This is a genomic window from Paenibacillus sp. B-A-8, assembly GCF_048572915.1.
Lineage (GTDB): Bacteria > Bacillota > Bacilli > Paenibacillales > Paenibacillaceae > Paenibacillus_AQ.
In genome coordinates this window covers 5653943-5672239 of the sequence record NZ_CP183882.1, presented here as the reverse complement: position 1 = coordinate 5672239, position 18297 = coordinate 5653943, and the positions used below count along the sequence as shown (strand labels likewise).

Here is an 18297-nt window from a genome sequence, read left to right as displayed (position 1 = left end):
TCCTCTCCCTTTTAAAAAATGCTGTCACCGGTTAGTTTTTTGGATGTGTGATTGGCCAAAAACAACAAACCTAGCGCCACAATAGAGCGGGCAAACAGGACGGCTGTTGAGAAAGAATGGCGCCCGGAGACCAACCCCATATTATAGATATACAAGTCCAGGCTTTCCGCCATCTTCATGTTCATGTTGTTCTTCAACATAAAGATCTGCTCAAAGTTACTGCCGAGTATCCCGCTGACAGCGAGGATGAACAAAATAGCGATGGTGGGGCGTATGCTCTGAATGGTGATATGCCACATTCGCTGCCGCCGATTTGCGCCATCCAGTTCGGCTGCTTCGTACAGTCCAGGATCAATACCGGATATTGCCGCTATGTAGATAATGGCGCTCCAACCCGTCTCCTTCAAAATATCGGTGAAATAGGTAATCCACCAAAAGTACTTAGGGTCGCTGTTAAACAGGATTTCACGTTCCTGAAACCCGATTGCCATCATCAGCTGATTGATCACACCTCCTTCACCGAGCCAATTGAGTGCAATGCCACCAAAAATCGTCCAGGCAATAAAGTGCGGCAGGTACGAAATGGTTTGTACCGTACGCTTAAATCGAAGACTCCGTATTTCATTAAGCATTAAGGCAAACAAGATAGGAATGGGGAAACCCAAGATCAGCTTAATGCTGCTCATCCCCAGGGTATTGCGGATCGAACGCCAAAAACGCTCATCTGTCATAAAATCGTGAAAATGCTTCAGCCCTATAAACGGTGATTCTAGTAAAGGTTTGGCGATGCTGTAGTCCATAAATGCAATAATGAGCCAAAACATGGGGATATAACAAAAGATAAACATCCAGAGGATTCCCGGGATAACCATGCTTTGCAATTGCCACTGTTTAACAAGCGCTTTCATTTGTTCCGTTCTGTATTGGAACATGTTCCGTGCCCCCTTTCTATTTCATCGTATGAAAAAGCGTATAGGAAAAAAAGCCCAGGATTATTGACCCTATCCCAATTTTTTAGATTTGTTTGACCAGCCGCAAAATTTAAGTATGCTGTGATTAAATGAGGGGAGTGTGCAAAGGATGAACAAGCTTGTATGGGAACAAAATTTCTTAGCTAGTAATACTGATCTGAAGTTATGGAATATTCGCCATGGCAACGACTTGCTAGATAACAATGGTAATCCTATAGACCCAGGTTGGGGCAACGGTGAGCAGCAGTATTACACGGATCATTCCAGCAACCTATATATCGATGAATTTGGCTTAAACTTGTGTGCGCGCAGCGAATCCATTGAAAAGGATGGGCGGCATTTTGGGTATACCTCGGCCCGTTTGGATACAAAGGACCGTTTTTCCTTTTGCTATGGTAAGTTAGTCGTGCGTGCAAGGCTGCCGTTAGGGCAAGGGATATGGCCTGCCATTTGGCTGCTTCCGCAGGAACAAGTTTATGGGCATTGGCCAGCTTCCGGCGAGATTGATATCATGGAAGCCAAAGGCCGCTTGCCCCAGCAAATATCCGGAACGCTGCACTACGGAAAGGATTGGGAACATCAAATCGTCGAGGAGTTTTCGTACCAGTTTGAAAACGGGACGATTAATGAATTCCGTGATTATGCACTGGAATGGGATGCAAATTCAATTCGATGGCTGGTAGATGGCCATTGCTTTGCTGAGCGTCGCCAGGAGCCGGGCGTGATGCCCTTTGATGAACCCTTTTATCTAGTGCTTAACCTTGCGGTGGGTGGCTGGTACGACAATGTGGCGGTGGACGAGTCTGCACTGCCAGCAATCATGACGGTTTCAGGGATATGGCTGTACCAATAATTAGGCCTTATTTCAATTTTCAATACCTACTTCCTATCTGGTAGAATAGGGAAAACTATATTTCTATATTCTAGCAACTTGATTATTTGCTTGGGGAGGTAGACATGGATAAAGAGCGAATTGCACAGCTGGTACAGTGGCATGAAGATGATGAACATCAGAAGATAGTTGATACCTTGATGGAGATTTCACCAGAGGACAGAGATTACGAGGCGATCAGCAGTCTGGCAAGAGCGTATAACAATCTGGGTCATTATGAAGAAGCGCTTGAACAGTTTGCGATGATTGCAGAACAGGGGCAGGATGACCCGTTGTGGCATTTTCGAGTAGGGTATTCCTACTATTATCTGAACCGATATGAGGAAGCAGTGAGAGTGCTGGGTATCGCCCATGACCTCGATCCTGACAACGAGAATACGGCCATGTTACTGAACTTTAGCCAGCGCAAGCTACGCAAAGAACAACTCGCCGCAGCTAGACGGGTGATTAAAAATTCGCATAATGATTCGAGGACGGCTGCAATTCCTTTTGAAGGGATGAATTTCTCCGAGTTTTGGGACGATAGCGATTATGCAATAAGAGAATATGTCTCTGATCCGCCTACGGATGAACTGATTGCTTCCGTAGAAGAAGAGCTTGGTTACAAGCTTCCTGCCTCCTATATCCGTCTGATGAAGCAGCATAATGGGGGAGTTCCTTACAATACTTGTTACCCGACGGAGGACGCGACCTCATGGGCTGAGGATCATATTGCGATAACAGGCATTATGGGCATTGGGCGCGAGAAAAGCTATTCAATCTGCGGCGATCTCGGCAGCCCGTTCATTATTGAGGAGTGGGGGTATCCTGACATCGGGGTGGTGATTTGTGACTGCCCTTCGGCAGGCCATGATGTTGTGATGCTGGATTACCGGAACTGCGGGAGGGACGGTGAACCGGAGGTGATTCATGTGGATCAGGAAGACGATTATGAGATTACGTTCCTCGCGCAAGACTTCGAGACATTTATCCGCGGTCTGGTGAGTGAGGAGGAATATGATACCTCTCAAGAAGATAAAGAAGAGGATCTGCGAAAAGTAGCCGTAGGCAAGTTCTCACCTTTGCTCGCGGAGCTGTGTAGTCGTGTGCCTGAGGTGGACCAGCTTGAGCAGAAGATCCGTAAAGTCTGTACCCGAATCGTTGAAGAGAAAGGACACTTTTCCTTTCATGCGGATGAGCTTTCTATTCTGATGTACGATGTGCAGTTCTGGCTGTACACAAGGGCTTATCCGAATACGGGCCGTCAACAATATCTGGATGTATATGAGACAATAATCGCTTTTGGCGGCGAGTTCGGTCAAGGCGGGTATGCTCCCGGATGGATCAGCGACTGGCTGGATGGGCGGATTCGTGAAGGGATAATCGTACAGGAAAATGAGGTGCTTCGCTTCACGGATCAAGCCCACTTCGAGGTCATTGCAAGGCTCGAGGCGGAATGCGCAGACGCGGAGCTTGATTGATCCAAAAATAATCATAAGCTGGACCGTAGCACATACAGGTAAGATATCTCTTTTCATAAAAGTAAGAGCAACCCATACTTCATGTAAGGGTTGCTCTTTTTGATATATTTGGTAGTGCCTTTGATGTCGCTCCGTAGATTATTTGATGAATCAAGCCTAAAGTTAAGATTGACCCTAATTTTTACATATGAGAAAATAATGGAAATTTTAAAGATGAAGGGAAAATAATGTTATGAGCAATCTTTTCCGATTCATTCCTATTAGTCAACTAGCAGATAAATTTCCGGAAGGATCTTGGTGGGCGAAGTTTTACCAGGATTTCAGTGACGAGCAGCTTGCCGCTTATTATGAAGGGGATTTAACACTGCCTTCTCTTAATCTGGATTGGGAGCAGGCATTTCCGCAACAAAAAGAGGTAATTATCATTTTTATAGATGGGAATTTTACTGTAGACAATCTCTATAACAAAGAAACAGACGGTGCTATTGGACTTATGGTGACCGGTAATATGAGTGCGAAAAATATAGCTGTAGGCGGTCAGGAAATTTATGTTTCGGGCAATCTGATGATTGAGGAAATATTGTGCGGCTCTTACAATCATGGGGAAACGATTGTGAAAGGTGATCTCAGCGCTGCAGTTTTAGTTCAGGATGATGAGTACAGCATCAAAGTTGACGGACAGAAATCGATTCCCTGCTTAGTAAATGTGTGGGAAGGGGACGGCGTATTTCAGGAGCTTCCGGTGGATATTCATGAGGTGTTAATCGATGAAGTTTTTCTGGATGTAGAAGAGGAGGAAGATGAAGCCGACTTTTCCTTTGGCACACTAGTGAACATAATTAAAGAAGGGCGTTCCGTACTGAAAAAAATAAATGAATCCCCGACTAACAAGAAAGCTTTTCATTTATATTTCACCCACAACACGATCAATGAGGAAAATATATTGAAGTTGACGCAGTGTATTTTAATGCCGAGTGACAAGCCGTCTTTTAGATTTTGGGAGCAAGACGTTTTTTTCAAAGTTCAACTGGAGCATATAGATGCTGACGGAGAAGAGCGGGATCTTAGCGTGTATATGAATGATAACCGGCATCACTATTATATTTGGCTGGAGCAAGATCATTCTGTCGGTTTGTTGAGGAGAACCATAGATGAAGGCTCTGAGTGGGAGGACATTTCAGAAGAGTCTCAGGAACAACTAGCAGAGATTAGCGATTGCTGGACGATGTTGCTGACCTGCGCGAATATGGCTGAGCTTTATTTACGAAACATTGAGGTACAGTATGTGGAAGATATTTTGCAACACCCCGTAATTCAGGAATTATATTCGGAAGAGGAAGAAGAGGTGGATGACGGGTTCTGGGACGGCTCCAAATGCTACAGCTTCCGTCAAGCGCATACGGACGAGGACGGAGACCTCCTGCATGGTCGGATTGAAATCAAGACACCGGATGGAGCATATTATTTTTATACACTGGATAATGGAACTTATGTTTCCCGGTATTATCAGCCGCCCGATCAATATGGCAAGCAGGACATGCCCTATTTGGATCTTAGGCGCTGGGAAGCATCAGAGCGGTATTTTACAAGATTCAAACAATTTATTGCTCAGAAGATAGAGTCAGGCGTGAATAGTTAGGTCTGGATATGCTTCTGAAGAAAGGATGATAGAAATGCCAAATGATAGCCAAGCTAGTCCTTCAGCTGGTTCAGTTAGAGAAGTTGGTGGTTATCCTATCGACCTGACAGGTCCACTTAGTCACACTCTTGTCATTAAGCCCGGTGTGGGCAGTCTATCCATTGGACCGTCGCAATTGGGGAAGAAGGCAGACCTTCATGTCTCACCTGATACGCATATTGATTGGACCGTATTTGATGTCTTTGCCACCCCGGCGGGCTCTCCTTGGCCGCGATTTCTGCATTATACAGGCAGTGACCAAGGCTTCTTTGACTGGGCACAGAAACGTCCCATTGAAGAGATGACGTGGACTCCGATCCTCTCTGCAGACACGGTGGCGGATGCCACTCAGTCTAATTTGTATGGCTTGCATATCGAGTTGGATCAGTCCGGGAGCTCTCTGAGCTTGAGACTTCCGAAGCGGCATTTCCGCCTGAGTGTATCCGGCGACCTATCACGCTTCTCGGCCACAGGAGATATGCCATCTTCTCTGACACTAGCGCCGCGCACCGGCCGACGCAAGAATGATACTCCTTTCTTGCTGCCTGACATGGGTGAGCTGCACAAGGTAACGAGCCTGACGCTACAGAATACGCCGTTAGGTCAGCCGATTTCGCTGGAGTGTCTAAACCGGTTCCCAAACCTAACCTCACTGAGTTTGTGGGGAGACTTTTGCGACCTGGACTTAATGGCTCATCATACCCAGTTAACGAATTTGGAGCTGCGCTTCATGCCTGATCTGGGTGGCTTGCCGACCTTGAACGCGTGGCCGTTGCTTACTAGATTTATCGCCTATAATGTGGAAGAGATTGCTGGCAAGCGTCTAAAACAGCAAATGAAAACTCGCGCTGTAACCCGCCCTTGGACCGACCATGCTTCAGTGAGCCAATTACGAAAGGCTGAGTGGTGGACGACTGAGTTCGGCCGCCCGTTTTCGTCGTGGCCTAAACGTCAGGCCAAGCTGGCTAATGAAGCTTACAACGTTGCACAGGCAACTTTGTCCGAGGCTCGTAGTTTTGCCGAAGCCGAGGCAGCTATTACCGCTTTCACCGTGCGCTTCAACAACCTCAAAGGCATTGAAACCACTGAACGTGAAGACCTTGGTGAAGCGGTGTGGCAACTCAGTCAGTCTGATCACCTGATTGGTCAGCCAATAGCAGAGGAGATGGCTCAACAGTGGTTCGATGCAGCGCGCGAATACTGAATGAAATAAACGTTCAGTCCAACATTGCTTGCGAGCTGTTCGCTATTGCAAGGGCAACATCATTCGCTACGTTGCAGCACAATATTTAAAATCTATGTTTTGAATAGGAAGGAAGTCAATCGTGCTGTTTCGAAAAGCTATTGCAACGGATATACCGCAGTTAATTGAATTTCGCAAGATACTGCTATCTCATGAGGACAATAGTAGCATGGATGAAACTTTTAGAAACTACTTTGATTCCTCATTATCGGATAAGTCACTCGTTGTATGGGTTGCATATATGACTAATGTTTTCACAATCCCTAATTATCGTCGCCAGGGTATTGTATCCAAACTTGTTAGTGAAGCAATAGACGATTTGAAGGCACAAGGAATTAGAAAAATCCTGCTACATTCGTCTGATATGGCTAAACCGATGTATGAAAGTCTAGGTTTTGTTGAAGGAAAGAATTATATGTCAATTAATATTTGATGCTAGAACGTCCTCTAATAAGTATTCTCTACCAAAAAACTGGGATTCCGATAACGGGTTCCAGTTTTTATTTGCGTGGAGGTAAGAATCCATTATGGAAATTTCGCTAGAAAAATATACTTGACTCCATTCGTTTGTGAATTGTAGTCGGGGTTACAGACTGATCACCATATCGGATGTAACAATAGTACAAGATAACATCGAGATAGGATAACGGCTTGATTAAGCATGGATAGGTTGGTGGCATTACGTTAAGGTTTCCAAAAAACAACCGATTCTCTAAGCGAAAGGACGGAAGAACAGTGATAAGGCTACGCAGCAAATTGGCAATTATGGTTTTGATTATTCTTTTTTTAATAGGTGTACTTCCGGGGAAGTATGGGGCAGGTATTGGCGGCATATCGGCCGTTGCAGCGGCTGCAAATATCTCTAATCAGGACGGGTTCGGATATAGTGGCTCCATTCCTGAAAACGAAGTGCTGGGGACCGCTTTTACGGGATACCAAGCCTGGCCAAGTGGGTTTTCAAAGGGATTATCTGCCTTTGTCGGCGGCGTTTATGACGGTACAAGTATTTGGATGATACCCTATAATGCCGACCGATTGATGAAGGTCAATCCGTCCACTGGAGAAATGACAGGGTAAAGCAATTGGCCAGACGGATCGAGAGGTAGCGAGCTATATATTGGAGGCACTTTTGACGGAACTAATATATGGCTCACCCCCTATTCCGGTAGTCGTTTAAAGCAGCACAGAGCGGAATCGTGAACGGTTATGTGAATGGCATGTTCAAACCTAATGGCGTCGTAACCCGTGAGGAATTTGTAGTTATGTTAATGAAGGCGTTGAAGCCGCAAATAGATGCTGAGAAGTTAAAGTTTACCGATTCGGTGAAGATTGGCATATGGGCGCAGCAAGCGGTAGAGCAAGCTGTACAATTAGGCATTGTTAAAGGCTATTCGGATGGCAGTTTCCGTCCAGACGCAGAAATTACACGCACAGAGATGGCTGTGATGATCGTCAAAGCATTAGCATTGAAGGTGGAAGACAGTGCTGTAACCAGTTTTGTGGATGACGCTCAAATTCCAAATTGGGCGAAGGGGCAGGTAGCGGCATTGAAGAATCTTAGCCTTGTATCCGGTAAAGGCAATAACGAATTCGCTCCTAATGATAAGGCAACAAGAGCAGAGGCGGTAACGATTCTAATGAAGATGATCGCTCAAAAGAGTTATTAAAGCAACAATATTACTTCAATCTCAATGGAAGACATTGAAGAGAAAAAAAGTTCTTTAAAGTTTTATCTACGATTAATAGATAACAGGGCATCCAAGGGGTGCCCTATTAAATTGCAATTCATTGCTGTATGCCCACGGTTCTGTGTGAAGCGTGTACTATGTCGCTTACTTTGAGTGGTTATTCTTGTTTATTACATAAAAATCCATATTGTCATATGACAAAGTGATGACAGCACTCACTATTCGACAATTTATTTATTCTCTATTATTGAAAGAATTGAGGCTTAAAGTGGCAGCTTGCCCTTTTAGTTCACTTTATAATTGATTACCCCAAGGAGTGAGCGTGTGTGGAACAAACGGTAACTAATCGAGTTACGGGTGAACAAATTACTTTTATAGAAACAGCAAAGGATACGAAGGGTGAATACTTATTAATTGAAGTTGCACTCCCCCCACATGGCAAAGGTCCTCCACTACATATTCATGATCGTTTTGAAGAAGAATTTGAAGTGATTTCTGGCAATCTCACGGTAACATTAGGCAAAACAAACCACATTCTAGTAGCGGGAGAACGTCGTATTGCCCCGATGAAGACACCACATACTTTTACGAATAATGACGATGATCCGGTTGTATTCCGTGTACGATTAACACCACCAAGTCAGTTCGAGCAGTCTGTTCGTATTCATTACGGGCTAATGGAGGATGGTTTAACTGATTCAAAAGGTAATCCTAAATTGCTCGCACACACCGCTTTAGTGTTATTACTACAAAATACGCTCATCGCTGGCATTCCACTCTGGATACAGCGTAGTATCTTTGGTCTAATCGTTAAACGCGCACATAAAAGGGGGCTATATGAAGCGCTAGAAAAGTATACAGGGGAGACCATATAATCCCCATGCTCTGTCGCTAGAAACTATGGGGATTATGATTTTCTGCAAGCCAAGCTGTAGTTGTATGAGGGCAGCTCAGCACAGTTTGCTAGAGTAGCATTAATCTATTTTACAACTTGAAAGAGGAGGGAGCCCCTTTATGAAACGTTCTTTATCTTTATTAATGTCATTGATAATTCTATTTGCAAGCCTTCCCGCAGCCAAGGCTTCGGAGGCTCCCGATTCTCTATCTCCTAGCGAATTTATAAGTGCTTCGATTCAAAATGCAAGAGCACTCGCTTACCATGACGGCTATATTTATGTAGCTCAGCGAGAGCCGGGCGGCATCTATCGCATTTCGGTCGAGACGGGGGCGGTCACGAAAGTGCTGGATAGAGGTGTTGTTATGACCGTCGCCTTGAACCAAGCCGGAGATCTGTTCTTCACGACTGACGGATATGATAAAAATATTTATAAAATCAACAAAAGCGCACTCGTCAATTTTCCTCTTCCCGCGAATAGCGGCACCGTATATTACAATACGGGCTTTAATTTTGTATACGGCATGGCTTTTGATGCCACAGACAACCTTTATTTCACGGACTACACAAGTAAAGGCATTTACAAGCTTGCGCCAGGAGTAATGGCTGCGACATCGGTCATTCAAGGACTTCCAACACCTGTGCTAGGTATAACGATAAGTCCTGCCGGCCATCTATATGCACTTGGACAATTTAATTATAATGTCTATCGCATTAACAGTGATCATTTATCGAACGGTACTGTAGCTGCGTCCGAATTCGAGACATTGCTGAATAATATGCAGTACAGTCTCTATGGCATCGCTTATCTTCCAAGCGGCAAAGCTTATACATCCTACGGCTCGCAGGTCTTGCAGAGTCCTGAGCTTGACGAATATTCAAGTCCCGCCATCGATACGGAAAAACCAGTCATTACGCTTAACGGTGCTTCAACCGTGCTGGTTAGGAATGGTACGTCCTTCCATGATCCTGGTGTAATAGTAACTGATAATGTCGACATCGATCTGACAGCCAAAGTCACTTACAGCTTGAACAATGTCCAGCTCCCGGCTATCGATACGTCTGTTGCGGGCCGGTATACCATTCGATATGATGCCACTGATACCGCAGGCAATGAAGCTGTCGCGGTAAAGAGAACCATCATCGTTAATGAAGACAGCACTAACCTGGCATATGGTGTACCGGTTACAGTCGATAAAGGAACCACCAGCGGTCAGACCGGCCATTTGACTGACGATTTATTGGAGACTGGCTGGATTGGCAGTCAATTCGATGCACCTTGGACAATCACACTAGATATGAATGTAGGCGCGACTTATAATGAAATCCTTGTTGTCGATACCGTCTATCTGCAATCCTACGAAGTGAAGGTCAGCGACAGCGTGACTGGACCGTTTGAAACAGTCACAGGCACGACTTACGCTAGCCTTGTCCATACGGATGGACAATATAATGGCTATACGACAGATTCGGTCTCTTTTCCGAAAGAGATCTCCAAGCGCTACATTCAGATTGTGATCCATGCAGTTGGAGAAGATGGCAACACGGGTCCTGATCTTCAAGAAATTAAAGTGTTTAATCAACCGATAATACCGACGCCAACACCAACAGCGACGCCAATGCCAACGCCAACAGCGACGCCAACGCCAACAGCGACGCCAACGCCAACAGCGACGCCAATGCCAACAGCGACGCCAACGCCAACAGCGACGCCAACGCCAACAGCGACGCCAACGCCAACAGCAACGCCAACAGCGACGCCAACGCCAACAGCGACGCCAACGCCAATAGCGACGCCAACGCCAACAGCGACGCCAACGCCAACAGCGACGCCAACGCCAATAGCGACGCCAACGCCAACAGCGACGCCAACGCCAACAGCGACAGCAACGCCAACAGCGACACCAACTCCAACTCCAACTCCAACTCCAACTCCAACTCTAAAGCCTACTCTGGAACCTGAAGTAACAGTCGGAGGCTCCAGCCCACCGAATCAAACGGAACAGATTTTGATTCCGGTGGATGACGGTGATAACAACCATATCTTATTTGCGATTATCATTCGTACCACTGGATCTGACGGCAAGAGAAGAGATGAGATTACATTGTCTGTCGATAATGTCCATGAAATCGTAGAGAAGCTTTCAGCAGCGGGGATTGATACTGCCCGCATTGTCATCCCTGATACAAAGGACGATGTTGTCCAAGTAAACGTAAACCTTCCTGCGGGAGCCACCCGACAGCTGGCTGAGGAACATATTAACCTGGAGATTCGTACGGCCAACGTAGGTTTGCTCATTCCTTATGCCTCTTTGACAGGTATAACCGGCGATATTTACTTCCGCATCATTCCGATTAAGAATCAAGCGGAACAGGATCAAGTCAAAGAACGCTCGCTTAAAGAAGGAGCGATCAAAGCTGTGCTGGGAAGTGGAGGCCTCCAACTCATCGGTCGTCCGATGACAATCGAGACCAATTTGCCATCCCGGTCTGTTAGTCTGTCACTGCCACTGCCTGCGGCACTGATTCCTGATAATGCGAAGGAGCGCCAGCAATGGCTGGACAACCTTGCCATATTCATCGAACATAGCGATGGGGAACGGGTCGTAATTAAGCCGGAAATCGCAATCGATGCTACCGGACAGTTAAGTCTGAAATTTACAGTTACAAAATTTAGTACCTTTTCAATTCTTCATATAAGCAACTGGTCGCTATATCAGCAACAGCAGCAGAGCTCTTATATTAACGGATATGCTGACGGCTCCTTCAAACCGGAGAAGAGCGTTAGCCGCGCCGAGATTGCCGCGATGCTGTCGCGAATCGGTGCTGGCGAGCAAGGCACCGTTGCAACTGTTTCTTTCTCGGATATGCCTGCCGATCACTGGGTATACCAAGCCGCCGCGCTTATTCAAAGTACTGGATTGATGAAGGGACTTGCAGATGGTACGTTCAAGCCTAATGCTGAGCTGACCCGTGCCGAAATGGCTGTTATTATCAGCCGCTGGCTGAAGCTAACGAACGAAGGCGATGGAGTGGCTAGCGACATTCAAGGTCATTGGGCAGAGCGCTCTATCCGATTGGTTATCCAATCCGGTATGATGTCCGATACACCGGACGGTTCTTTTAAACCAGATCGAGCTTTAACACGCGCAGAAGCTGTGGATGTATTCAACCGCGTGCTAGGTAGGGAGCCATTACCGGCTTCAAGCGTTCCGACATGGACAGATGTTCCGTCCTCCCATTGGGCTTTCGGCCATATCGAACAAGCTTCGCGTAATCATAGCTTGAAGCTAGATTAATCACAAATGCACCTGCTCCAAGGACAAAGGCTATGAGTCTCGACCTCCTTGTAGCAGGTACTCTTTTTTAGAATGATGAAAGGCAATGAATCACAAGAAGATACACCGAGTAATGCATACTATAACCTGTTGCGAGGATAGATTTGAATATATGAAGTAGAATGTTTTTGATATAATATAGTTAAAATTTTAGTTATTGTATCCTGTTGATAGGGAATAATGAGAGAAAAGGAGAGATGGAAATGTCGTATATCGTTGATTTTAATAATGTATCTACGGTTGGATTAGAGTCTTCACCTGTAGCAGAAGCGCTTGCTGGTTTACGTGCGAATGAAGCCCGTTATTTTATGAACAAGTACAAGCATGAATTCACAGTTGTCCCAGCTAGCGAAAGTCAGGATAATCTTGATTATGTGAACCGGATTTTGAAAGAAGAACGAAAGATTGAGTTTGCGGCCAAACCTTTAGAAACTTCGCGTTTTCAAGTAGAAAACATCAAATTCACCTATGTCTTTTATGAAGATGGTCTTGAGGTTAATGTCATGTATACGGTTGATGATCCTAAGAAGCGGGCCGTTGGTTTTAAGCTCTCTGAGGGGATGGAGATCCCAAAAGAGTTAGAAGAGAAGTTTAAGTTTGCTAGGCAGAAGTCTAAACTAGCCGGTACAATTCGGGGCTCGTATTTTGTAATCAAAGGTGAGTATTAAGGCATGAGAATAATATAAGCCTCTATTCCGAGTGGCGGGATAGAGGCTTTATTTATTTGCTATCTGCATAAGCCAAGTATCTTAAAATGAAGGCGTAACCAAGGGATTCACGGAAATGATTTTATAGGATTATCTCCGCAAGGCAATGTATCCCCCGCTCAATGGATGCTTCATCTACTTTTGCAAACCCCAATACCCATCCCTTTCTTTTGCTATCCAGACAATAGGGTCCAAGAGGGTAAACACGTATTCCATGTTGTAGGGCTAAATTTGTCACAGTTTCTTCGTCGTATGATTCCTCAGCCTCAAGTAACATATGCAATCCTGTTTCTACTCCACTGAGTGTAAAACGCTCCCCTAAACCACTAGCCATAATAGCTTTTGTCATGACTTCGTGTCTTCTTCGATATACATTTCTGACTCTTCTCATATGCCGCATAAAATGACCATTTTTAATGAAATGGGTTAGTGTTAGCTGATCCATAATCGGAAGATGACGGTAAGTCAGCTCCTGTACCTTCGCTAGTTGAGCGATTGCCTCGACTGAACCTATAATAGCTGAAATACGAATGCCAGGAGCAATCATTTTAGAGAAACTCATGAGATACAAAGTATTATTGGATGCCTGACTAAACAACGTTGGCAGCGGCTCCCCACGATACCGGAATTCACTGTCGTAATCGTCTTCAATGATCCAAAATCGTTCTTGAACCGCTTTATGCAGCAATTGCTGCCGGCGGGGCTCCGACATAACAACCCCTACTGCGCACTGGTGTGAAGGGGTGGCAAAGACCAGTTTGGATTGAGGATGAATATGCTCCACCACTAGACCATACTCATCAACGGGAACAGGTACCACATTCATTCTTCGATATTTCATCGCCATCCAAGCAGCTGGGAAACCGGGATCTTCTACTGAAACTCTGTCCCCATCAGCTAAAAGCGACTGTGCGATTAAGTCGATACTATGTTGAGCTCCTGAGGTCAACAGAATCTGATTGGTTTGGATATGTATGCCCCGTTCAAGGGATAAATAACGCTGTATTTGCTCACGTAATGGTGTGTAACCGTAGCAATTACCGTAAGCCCAGCTTGATAAATCCATTTCAGCAGATGCGTGTAGCAGCGATTGCCGCCAGCTTTTTTGAAATTGTTCATCCAAATAGGGTTCATGAGGACTGAAATCAATATCCACTTCTAGCTGTTCTTTACCTCTGAACCAGTCATGTAAATGATCAACAGCTGAGTCTAACAAGGAGAGTGAAGGAGGTGTGGGACCCCCTGTTTCTATTTCCTTCGTTGAAACATTGAATTGCTTCCATTTACTAACTCGCGTTCCTCCTCGGCGAGAGGTAACTGTATAACCTCGACTTAACAATTCCTCATAGACGATCTGTATAGTTGAGCGTGAGACACCTACGATGTGAGCTAGTTCGCGGGTAGGTATTAGTAATTCTCCTGGCGCCCAGACTCCGCTAGTAATATTATGAATCGCTTGATCAAGCAATTGCTGCCAGATCGGTCTCTTATCATTACGAATTACTTTCATCATCGTACACACCTCCAAATAGAAGCCTATCATAATAATATTAATTATGGATTGCTCTAAATGGTGATTTTTGGATATTTTAATGCAATCCATACATTGATATACTACCGTAACAACGCTGGTATTCGCAATTTGGTCGTTGCCGCACGCTAGAGTTAAAGGAGAGATATCAATATGAATTCGGTTCGTTACAAGAGCAGGGAATGCCTGGATCAAGAGAAGATTGAAAGGTTCCTTAAGCAAGCGAGATTGGGTTATCTTGGGTTGGTTGATGGCAATCTCCCCTATGTTGTACCACTTAATTATGTATGGACTGAAGGGAAACTCTATTTTCACGGGGCTGGAGATGGAAGGCGTAATCAGGTGATGAGTGATAATTCAGAGGTGTGTTTTACGGTATGTGAGGAATACGGAACCATTACGGATCCGGTACCTGCGAAAACGGATACAGCTTATATGAGCGTAATGATATTCGGACAAGCAGAACCGATCACAGATTTGGATGAAGCCACTCATGTACTTCAGGAAATGATGAATAAATATGTACCGGGTTACTATAATCGCCCCTTGTCCAAGCAGCATGTGGAGAAGTATAGATCAGCTGTATTCGGCGGTCCGGTTCAAGTTTATCGGGTCATTCCGAGCCATATGACGGCAAAAGAGAGTCCTATTGAAGCGGAAAAAATGTATAAAAAGAGCATGGATAATGAACGTCAAGTTTAACCACAAGATATGCTGGTTTCGTTAGAAATTTCATCAAAAAAAAAGCCTTTTGGAATCAAATCCAAAGGCTTTTTGTATGCTTATTTTTTTCAAGACCTAATTCAATATGATAATTGATCATAAAGAAAAAGTCTATACTTTTGGCTGGATTTTATTTACTATTGTGAAGCCGGCAAAACCTAATAAATGGAGTGTTGTAAATGAACGTTACTTGTCATCTCGATCAGGCTGATTTGCAGGATTATATTGGACGGGTTTTTGGCAGCAGTTATTTAGTTACTTCTGTTTCGCGAATGCATGGTGGCGCACAAAAGGTGGTCTACAAGATGGAGTGCAGTAATGGATTTTCCTGCGTTTTGTATGTGTGGGATCTTTCCATGAATTATTTTGAAGAAGAAAAAGCCAATGAAGATATAAATGAACGATCCTATGGAAGTGACTTATTTGAATTAAACAATAAGTTCTTAATACAACATGGAATTCAGACCCCTGCACTTTATGATCTAAATAAGGAAAAAGATCGTTACCCATTTGATTATGCGCTCGTTGAATATATAGATGGACGTAAGGCAGAAGACTATTTTCATCATGCTGATTTACGTGTTCAAGATAAAGTGTTTCAGCGGCTAGGGGACATGCTTACTACTATGCATACCAACGAAAGGCGTATCTTTGGGAAAGTGAATGCTAACGAGATCATCTCAGAACAATGTCATTTCTTACAAATGGAAAATGCGAAAGTACAGCTAGCTTATGCCTCTCAATATATAGAAAAGATCGGGTCTAATCAAAGTAAACTGCTCGACAAGTTGCATGAGTTAGAATCAAGAATTAAGCCCAGACAGCAGTACGGATTTATTCACGGGGAAATGGGTCCTGACCATGTATTGGTTAATGATAAGCTGGAACCCTTTTTGATCGATATCGAAGGGGCCATGTTTTTTGATATTGAGCATGAGCATAGTTTTTTGGAGATGCGATTTGGAGATTTCTATCGGTATCTTAAGAACGATAAGCTTGATCCGGATAGGCTGTTATTTTATCAATTGCATCACCATATATCATTAACTTCAGCGGGTTTAAAGCTACAGCATAGAGGATTTCCCGATCAACAATTCGCAAAAGGTCTAGCTGAATATCAATCTGAACGTGCGCTTAGGTTTATCGAAAAATGATGAAGAATTGAAAATGAAGCAAGAAGCGGCGCATCAGCTCTTGTCAAATATCGTGGGAGCTGAATATTTGAGTTGTTACACGGTAACGTTTCAACGAAGCGAAGGGGGAGTCAACCTAACCTAGGGGAGACTCCCCCTCTCTTGTGCGTTCTAGGGGCAAGCCTGACGGTAGTCAAGAGGTGTATACGAAAGTAAAGACTAGTATATAGATGGGGATCACTCCCTTTCCTATACTAGAACTAGGAAGAGAAGCTGCATGAAGTAGATGCACGACCTATTTTGAGACAATGTGGAGGGGTAATATGAAGAAAAAAAGTAAAATACTTCTGATCGTCGCATTGATCCTAAGTTTAACTATCACGGCATGCGGCAAAACCACAAATGAAGGGGAGAAGCAGCCTGAGAAGCAGCCTGAGACACCTGTGGAACAAAAAAATGAAGTGATTGAAGTTTCAACAGTTTCGGCAAGCGATCAGTATCTCAAATTCGATGAGGGCGAAAGCTTCGAGAAGAACTCGGTCTATGATGCGTATGAGAAAGATATCGGTGTGAAGCTCACGAATAAATGGGTGTCCGCCGATGACGTTCAATTCAAGGAAAAAGTGAAGATGTCCATCGCCTCCAATGATCTTCCGGACTTCATGAAGGTTAATGCTACACAGCTGAAAGAGCTGACCGAAGCGGATATGATTATGGATATCACGGACGTATATGACAAGAATGCGACGGATGAGACGAAGAAATTCTTGTCGATGGATGGCGGAATGCAACTGAAGACCGCCACTTTCGACGGTAAACTCATGGGGATTCCAAGTTCTTATAATCCGTACCAGTATCAGTTCCTCTATGTACGCACGGACTGGCTGAAGAAATTGAACCTGCCGGAACCGAAGACGATGGCAGATCTCTTGACGATCGCCGAAGCGTTCAAAACAAAAGATCCAGGCGGCACTGGGAAACCGTATGGAATTGTAATTAGCAAAGATCCATTTAACAACCAGTCCACAGCTGTTACAGGACTAATAGCATTCTTGAATAGTTACCATGCTTATGAAAATCTTTGGATGGAAGACGGAAATGGCAATTTGGTCAACAGTGACATTCAGCCTCAAGTGAAAGACGCACTTAAGGCGCTGCAGGAAATGTTCAAGAAAGGATTAATTGATCCTGAGTTCGTCGTTAAAGATGTGGAGAAAGCAGCAGAGCTCCTCTATAACAACAACGCAGGTATCGTATACGGCCAGTCTTGGGTACCGGCTCAGCTCGCTAAAGGCGCAGTAAAGGATGGTAAAGTCGTACAAGAGTGGGGCGTATTCCCGATTCCATCGGTGGATAGCGAACCTGCACTATCGCAGATAGGTTTGGGTGTTGACGAATATTATGTTATCTCCAAGCAAGCGAAGCATCCGGAAGGCGTTATTAAATTGCTGAACCATTGGATTGTCGTGGATAATCATCCGACGCCAGAACAGAAAGTGTATGAGTATGGTAAAGACCTGAAGGAGAAAGGCAACAACTACTGGCTTCTAAGCCCGCTTCGTGTTGGTAAACAAAAGGATAATAACGGTGAAATATTGCCAAAAGCGATCGAGAACAAAGACGAGAGCATTTTGGAGACGAAAGATCAAAAAACTCGTTACGAGCGTGCCATGAAGTATGTTGACGGTACCGATATTAACATGTGGTGGGAATATCTGATTTCAGGTCCAAAAGGCGCATATTCACTTGTTCCTGAAATTCAGAACAATAAACAATACTTACAGAACAAATTCTACGGCGCACCGACTCCAACCATGGCAGATCGACAAGAAATCCTGAAGAAGAAGCGGGATGAAGTATACTTCAAGATTATGATGAATCAAGTATCCGTGGATGAATTCGATAAATTCGTGGAAGAGTGGAAAAAGCTTGGCGACGACGAAATGACCAAAGAAGTCAATGAATGGTACGCGACTAACAAACAATGATAGCAGGAGAATCGAGGGGTTGGACACAAACGACCTCTCTTTTCTTTAAT

The 18297-nt window shown here is 44.6% G+C and carries 15 protein-coding genes and 1 pseudogene; 14 read left to right on the top strand and 2 right to left on the bottom strand.

Features of this window, described 5'->3' with window-relative positions; genetic code table 11:
• Positions 1-11: 11 nt before the first annotated feature.
• Complete coding sequence (locus ACN6MV_RS25520) at positions 12-932, bottom strand: ABC transporter permease (protein WP_042130771.1); 921 nt, start codon at positions 930-932, stop codon at positions 12-14.
• A gap of 148 nt (positions 933-1080) precedes the next feature.
• On the opposite strand from ACN6MV_RS25520, the gene ACN6MV_RS25515 reads away from it, so the two are divergent.
• The 11 genes and pseudogenes from ACN6MV_RS25515 (at position 1081) to ACN6MV_RS25465 (ending at position 12833) form a co-directional block, all read left to right on the top strand.
• Positions 1081-1824, top strand: a complete 744-nt coding sequence (locus ACN6MV_RS25515; RefSeq protein ID WP_339287919.1) for a glycoside hydrolase family 16 protein — start codon at positions 1081-1083, stop codon at positions 1822-1824.
• Positions 1825-1928: 104 nt separating this feature from the next.
• The gene (locus tag ACN6MV_RS25510) at positions 1929-3323 is read left to right on the top strand and encodes an SMI1/KNR4 family protein (protein ID WP_419885126.1); all 1395 of its coding nucleotides are present in this window, start codon (positions 1929-1931) and stop codon (positions 3321-3323) included.
• A gap of 232 nt (positions 3324-3555) precedes the next feature.
• A complete protein-coding gene (locus ACN6MV_RS25505; protein WP_419885125.1) occupies positions 3556-4962 on the top strand; it encodes a hypothetical protein in 1407 nt (468 codons plus the stop codon).
• Positions 4963-4996: 34 nt separating this feature from the next.
• Positions 4997-6205 (top strand): hypothetical protein, encoded by a 1209-nt coding sequence (locus ACN6MV_RS25500; protein WP_339291458.1) that lies wholly within the window; start codon positions 4997-4999, stop codon positions 6203-6205.
• Positions 6206-6326: 121 nt separating this feature from the next.
• Positions 6327-6677, top strand: coding sequence for a GNAT family N-acetyltransferase (locus ACN6MV_RS25495; protein WP_052414718.1), 351 nt, complete (start codon positions 6327-6329; stop codon positions 6675-6677).
• Positions 6678-6979: 302 nt separating this feature from the next.
• Positions 6980-7321: a hypothetical protein gene (locus tag ACN6MV_RS25490; RefSeq protein WP_419885124.1), complete on the top strand. Its 342-nt coding sequence runs from the start codon at positions 6980-6982 to the stop codon at positions 7319-7321.
• 110 nt (positions 7322-7431) lie between these two features.
• A pseudogene (locus ACN6MV_RS25485) lies at positions 7432-7488 on the top strand (S-layer homology domain-containing protein); the annotation flags it as partial.
• Positions 7462-7911, top strand: a complete 450-nt coding sequence (locus tag ACN6MV_RS25480; RefSeq protein WP_339287915.1) for an S-layer homology domain-containing protein — start codon at positions 7462-7464, stop codon at positions 7909-7911. The pseudogene ACN6MV_RS25485 and the gene ACN6MV_RS25480, both read left to right, overlap by 27 nt.
• Before the next feature lie 347 nt (positions 7912-8258).
• A complete protein-coding gene (locus ACN6MV_RS25475) occupies positions 8259-8807 on the top strand; it encodes a cupin domain-containing protein (RefSeq protein ID WP_339287914.1) in 549 nt (182 codons plus the stop codon).
• Positions 8808-8946: 139 nt separating this feature from the next.
• Complete coding sequence (locus tag ACN6MV_RS25470; protein WP_419885123.1) at positions 8947-12126, top strand: S-layer homology domain-containing protein; 3180 nt, start codon at positions 8947-8949, stop codon at positions 12124-12126.
• Between the two features lie 242 nt (positions 12127-12368).
• Positions 12369-12833, top strand: a complete 465-nt coding sequence (locus ACN6MV_RS25465; RefSeq protein ID WP_339287912.1) for a phage tail protein — start codon at positions 12369-12371, stop codon at positions 12831-12833.
• Positions 12834-12954: 121 nt separating this feature from the next.
• On the opposite strand, the gene ACN6MV_RS25460 is transcribed toward ACN6MV_RS25465, so the two are convergent.
• Positions 12955-14385 (bottom strand): PLP-dependent aminotransferase family protein, encoded by a 1431-nt coding sequence (locus ACN6MV_RS25460; protein ID WP_339287911.1) that lies wholly within the window; start codon positions 14383-14385, stop codon positions 12955-12957.
• 171 nt (positions 14386-14556) lie between these two features.
• Here ACN6MV_RS25460 and ACN6MV_RS25455 point away from each other — a divergent pair, with 171 nt between their 5' ends.
• The 3 genes from ACN6MV_RS25455 to ACN6MV_RS25445 all read left to right on the top strand — a co-directional run bounded on the left by ACN6MV_RS25455 (position 14557) and on the right by ACN6MV_RS25445 (position 18247).
• Positions 14557-15105, top strand: coding sequence for a pyridoxamine 5'-phosphate oxidase family protein (locus ACN6MV_RS25455; RefSeq protein WP_419885122.1), 549 nt, complete (start codon positions 14557-14559; stop codon positions 15103-15105).
• 245 nt (positions 15106-15350) lie between these two features.
• On the top strand, positions 15351-16280 hold the full coding sequence (locus ACN6MV_RS25450) for a phosphotransferase (protein WP_419886816.1): 930 nt from the start codon (positions 15351-15353) through the stop codon (positions 16278-16280).
• A gap of 302 nt (positions 16281-16582) precedes the next feature.
• Entirely contained in the window at positions 16583-18247 is a 1665-nt protein-coding gene (locus tag ACN6MV_RS25445) for an extracellular solute-binding protein (RefSeq protein ID WP_419885121.1), read from the top strand.
• Positions 18248-18297 lie beyond the last annotated feature (50 nt).

Bases quoted from the DNA above. Each gene is read 5' to 3' on its own strand.
- ACN6MV_RS25470 (WP_419885123.1), top strand. From the start codon at position 8,947: ATGAAACGTTCTTTATCTTTATTAATGTCATTGATAATTCTATTTGCA.
- ACN6MV_RS25505 (WP_419885125.1), top strand. From the start codon at position 3,556: ATGAGCAATCTTTTCCGATTCATTCCTATTAGTCAACTAGCAGATAAA.
- ACN6MV_RS25460 (WP_339287911.1), bottom strand. From the start codon at position 14,385: ATGATGAAAGTAATTCGTAATGATAAGAGACCGATCTGGCAGCAATTG.
- ACN6MV_RS25510 (WP_419885126.1), top strand. From the start codon at position 1,929: ATGGATAAAGAGCGAATTGCACAGCTGGTACAGTGGCATGAAGATGAT.
- ACN6MV_RS25520 (WP_042130771.1), bottom strand. From the start codon at position 932: ATGTTCCAATACAGAACGGAACAAATGAAAGCGCTTGTTAAACAGTGG.
- ACN6MV_RS25515 (WP_339287919.1), top strand. From the start codon at position 1,081: ATGAACAAGCTTGTATGGGAACAAAATTTCTTAGCTAGTAATACTGAT.
- ACN6MV_RS25500 (WP_339291458.1), top strand. From the start codon at position 4,997: ATGCCAAATGATAGCCAAGCTAGTCCTTCAGCTGGTTCAGTTAGAGAA.
- ACN6MV_RS25480 (WP_339287915.1), top strand. From the start codon at position 7,462: ATGTTCAAACCTAATGGCGTCGTAACCCGTGAGGAATTTGTAGTTATG.
- ACN6MV_RS25455 (WP_419885122.1), top strand. From the start codon at position 14,557: ATGAATTCGGTTCGTTACAAGAGCAGGGAATGCCTGGATCAAGAGAAG.
- ACN6MV_RS25445 (WP_419885121.1), top strand. From the start codon at position 16,583: ATGAAGAAAAAAAGTAAAATACTTCTGATCGTCGCATTGATCCTAAGT.
- ACN6MV_RS25465 (WP_339287912.1), top strand. From the start codon at position 12,369: ATGTCGTATATCGTTGATTTTAATAATGTATCTACGGTTGGATTAGAG.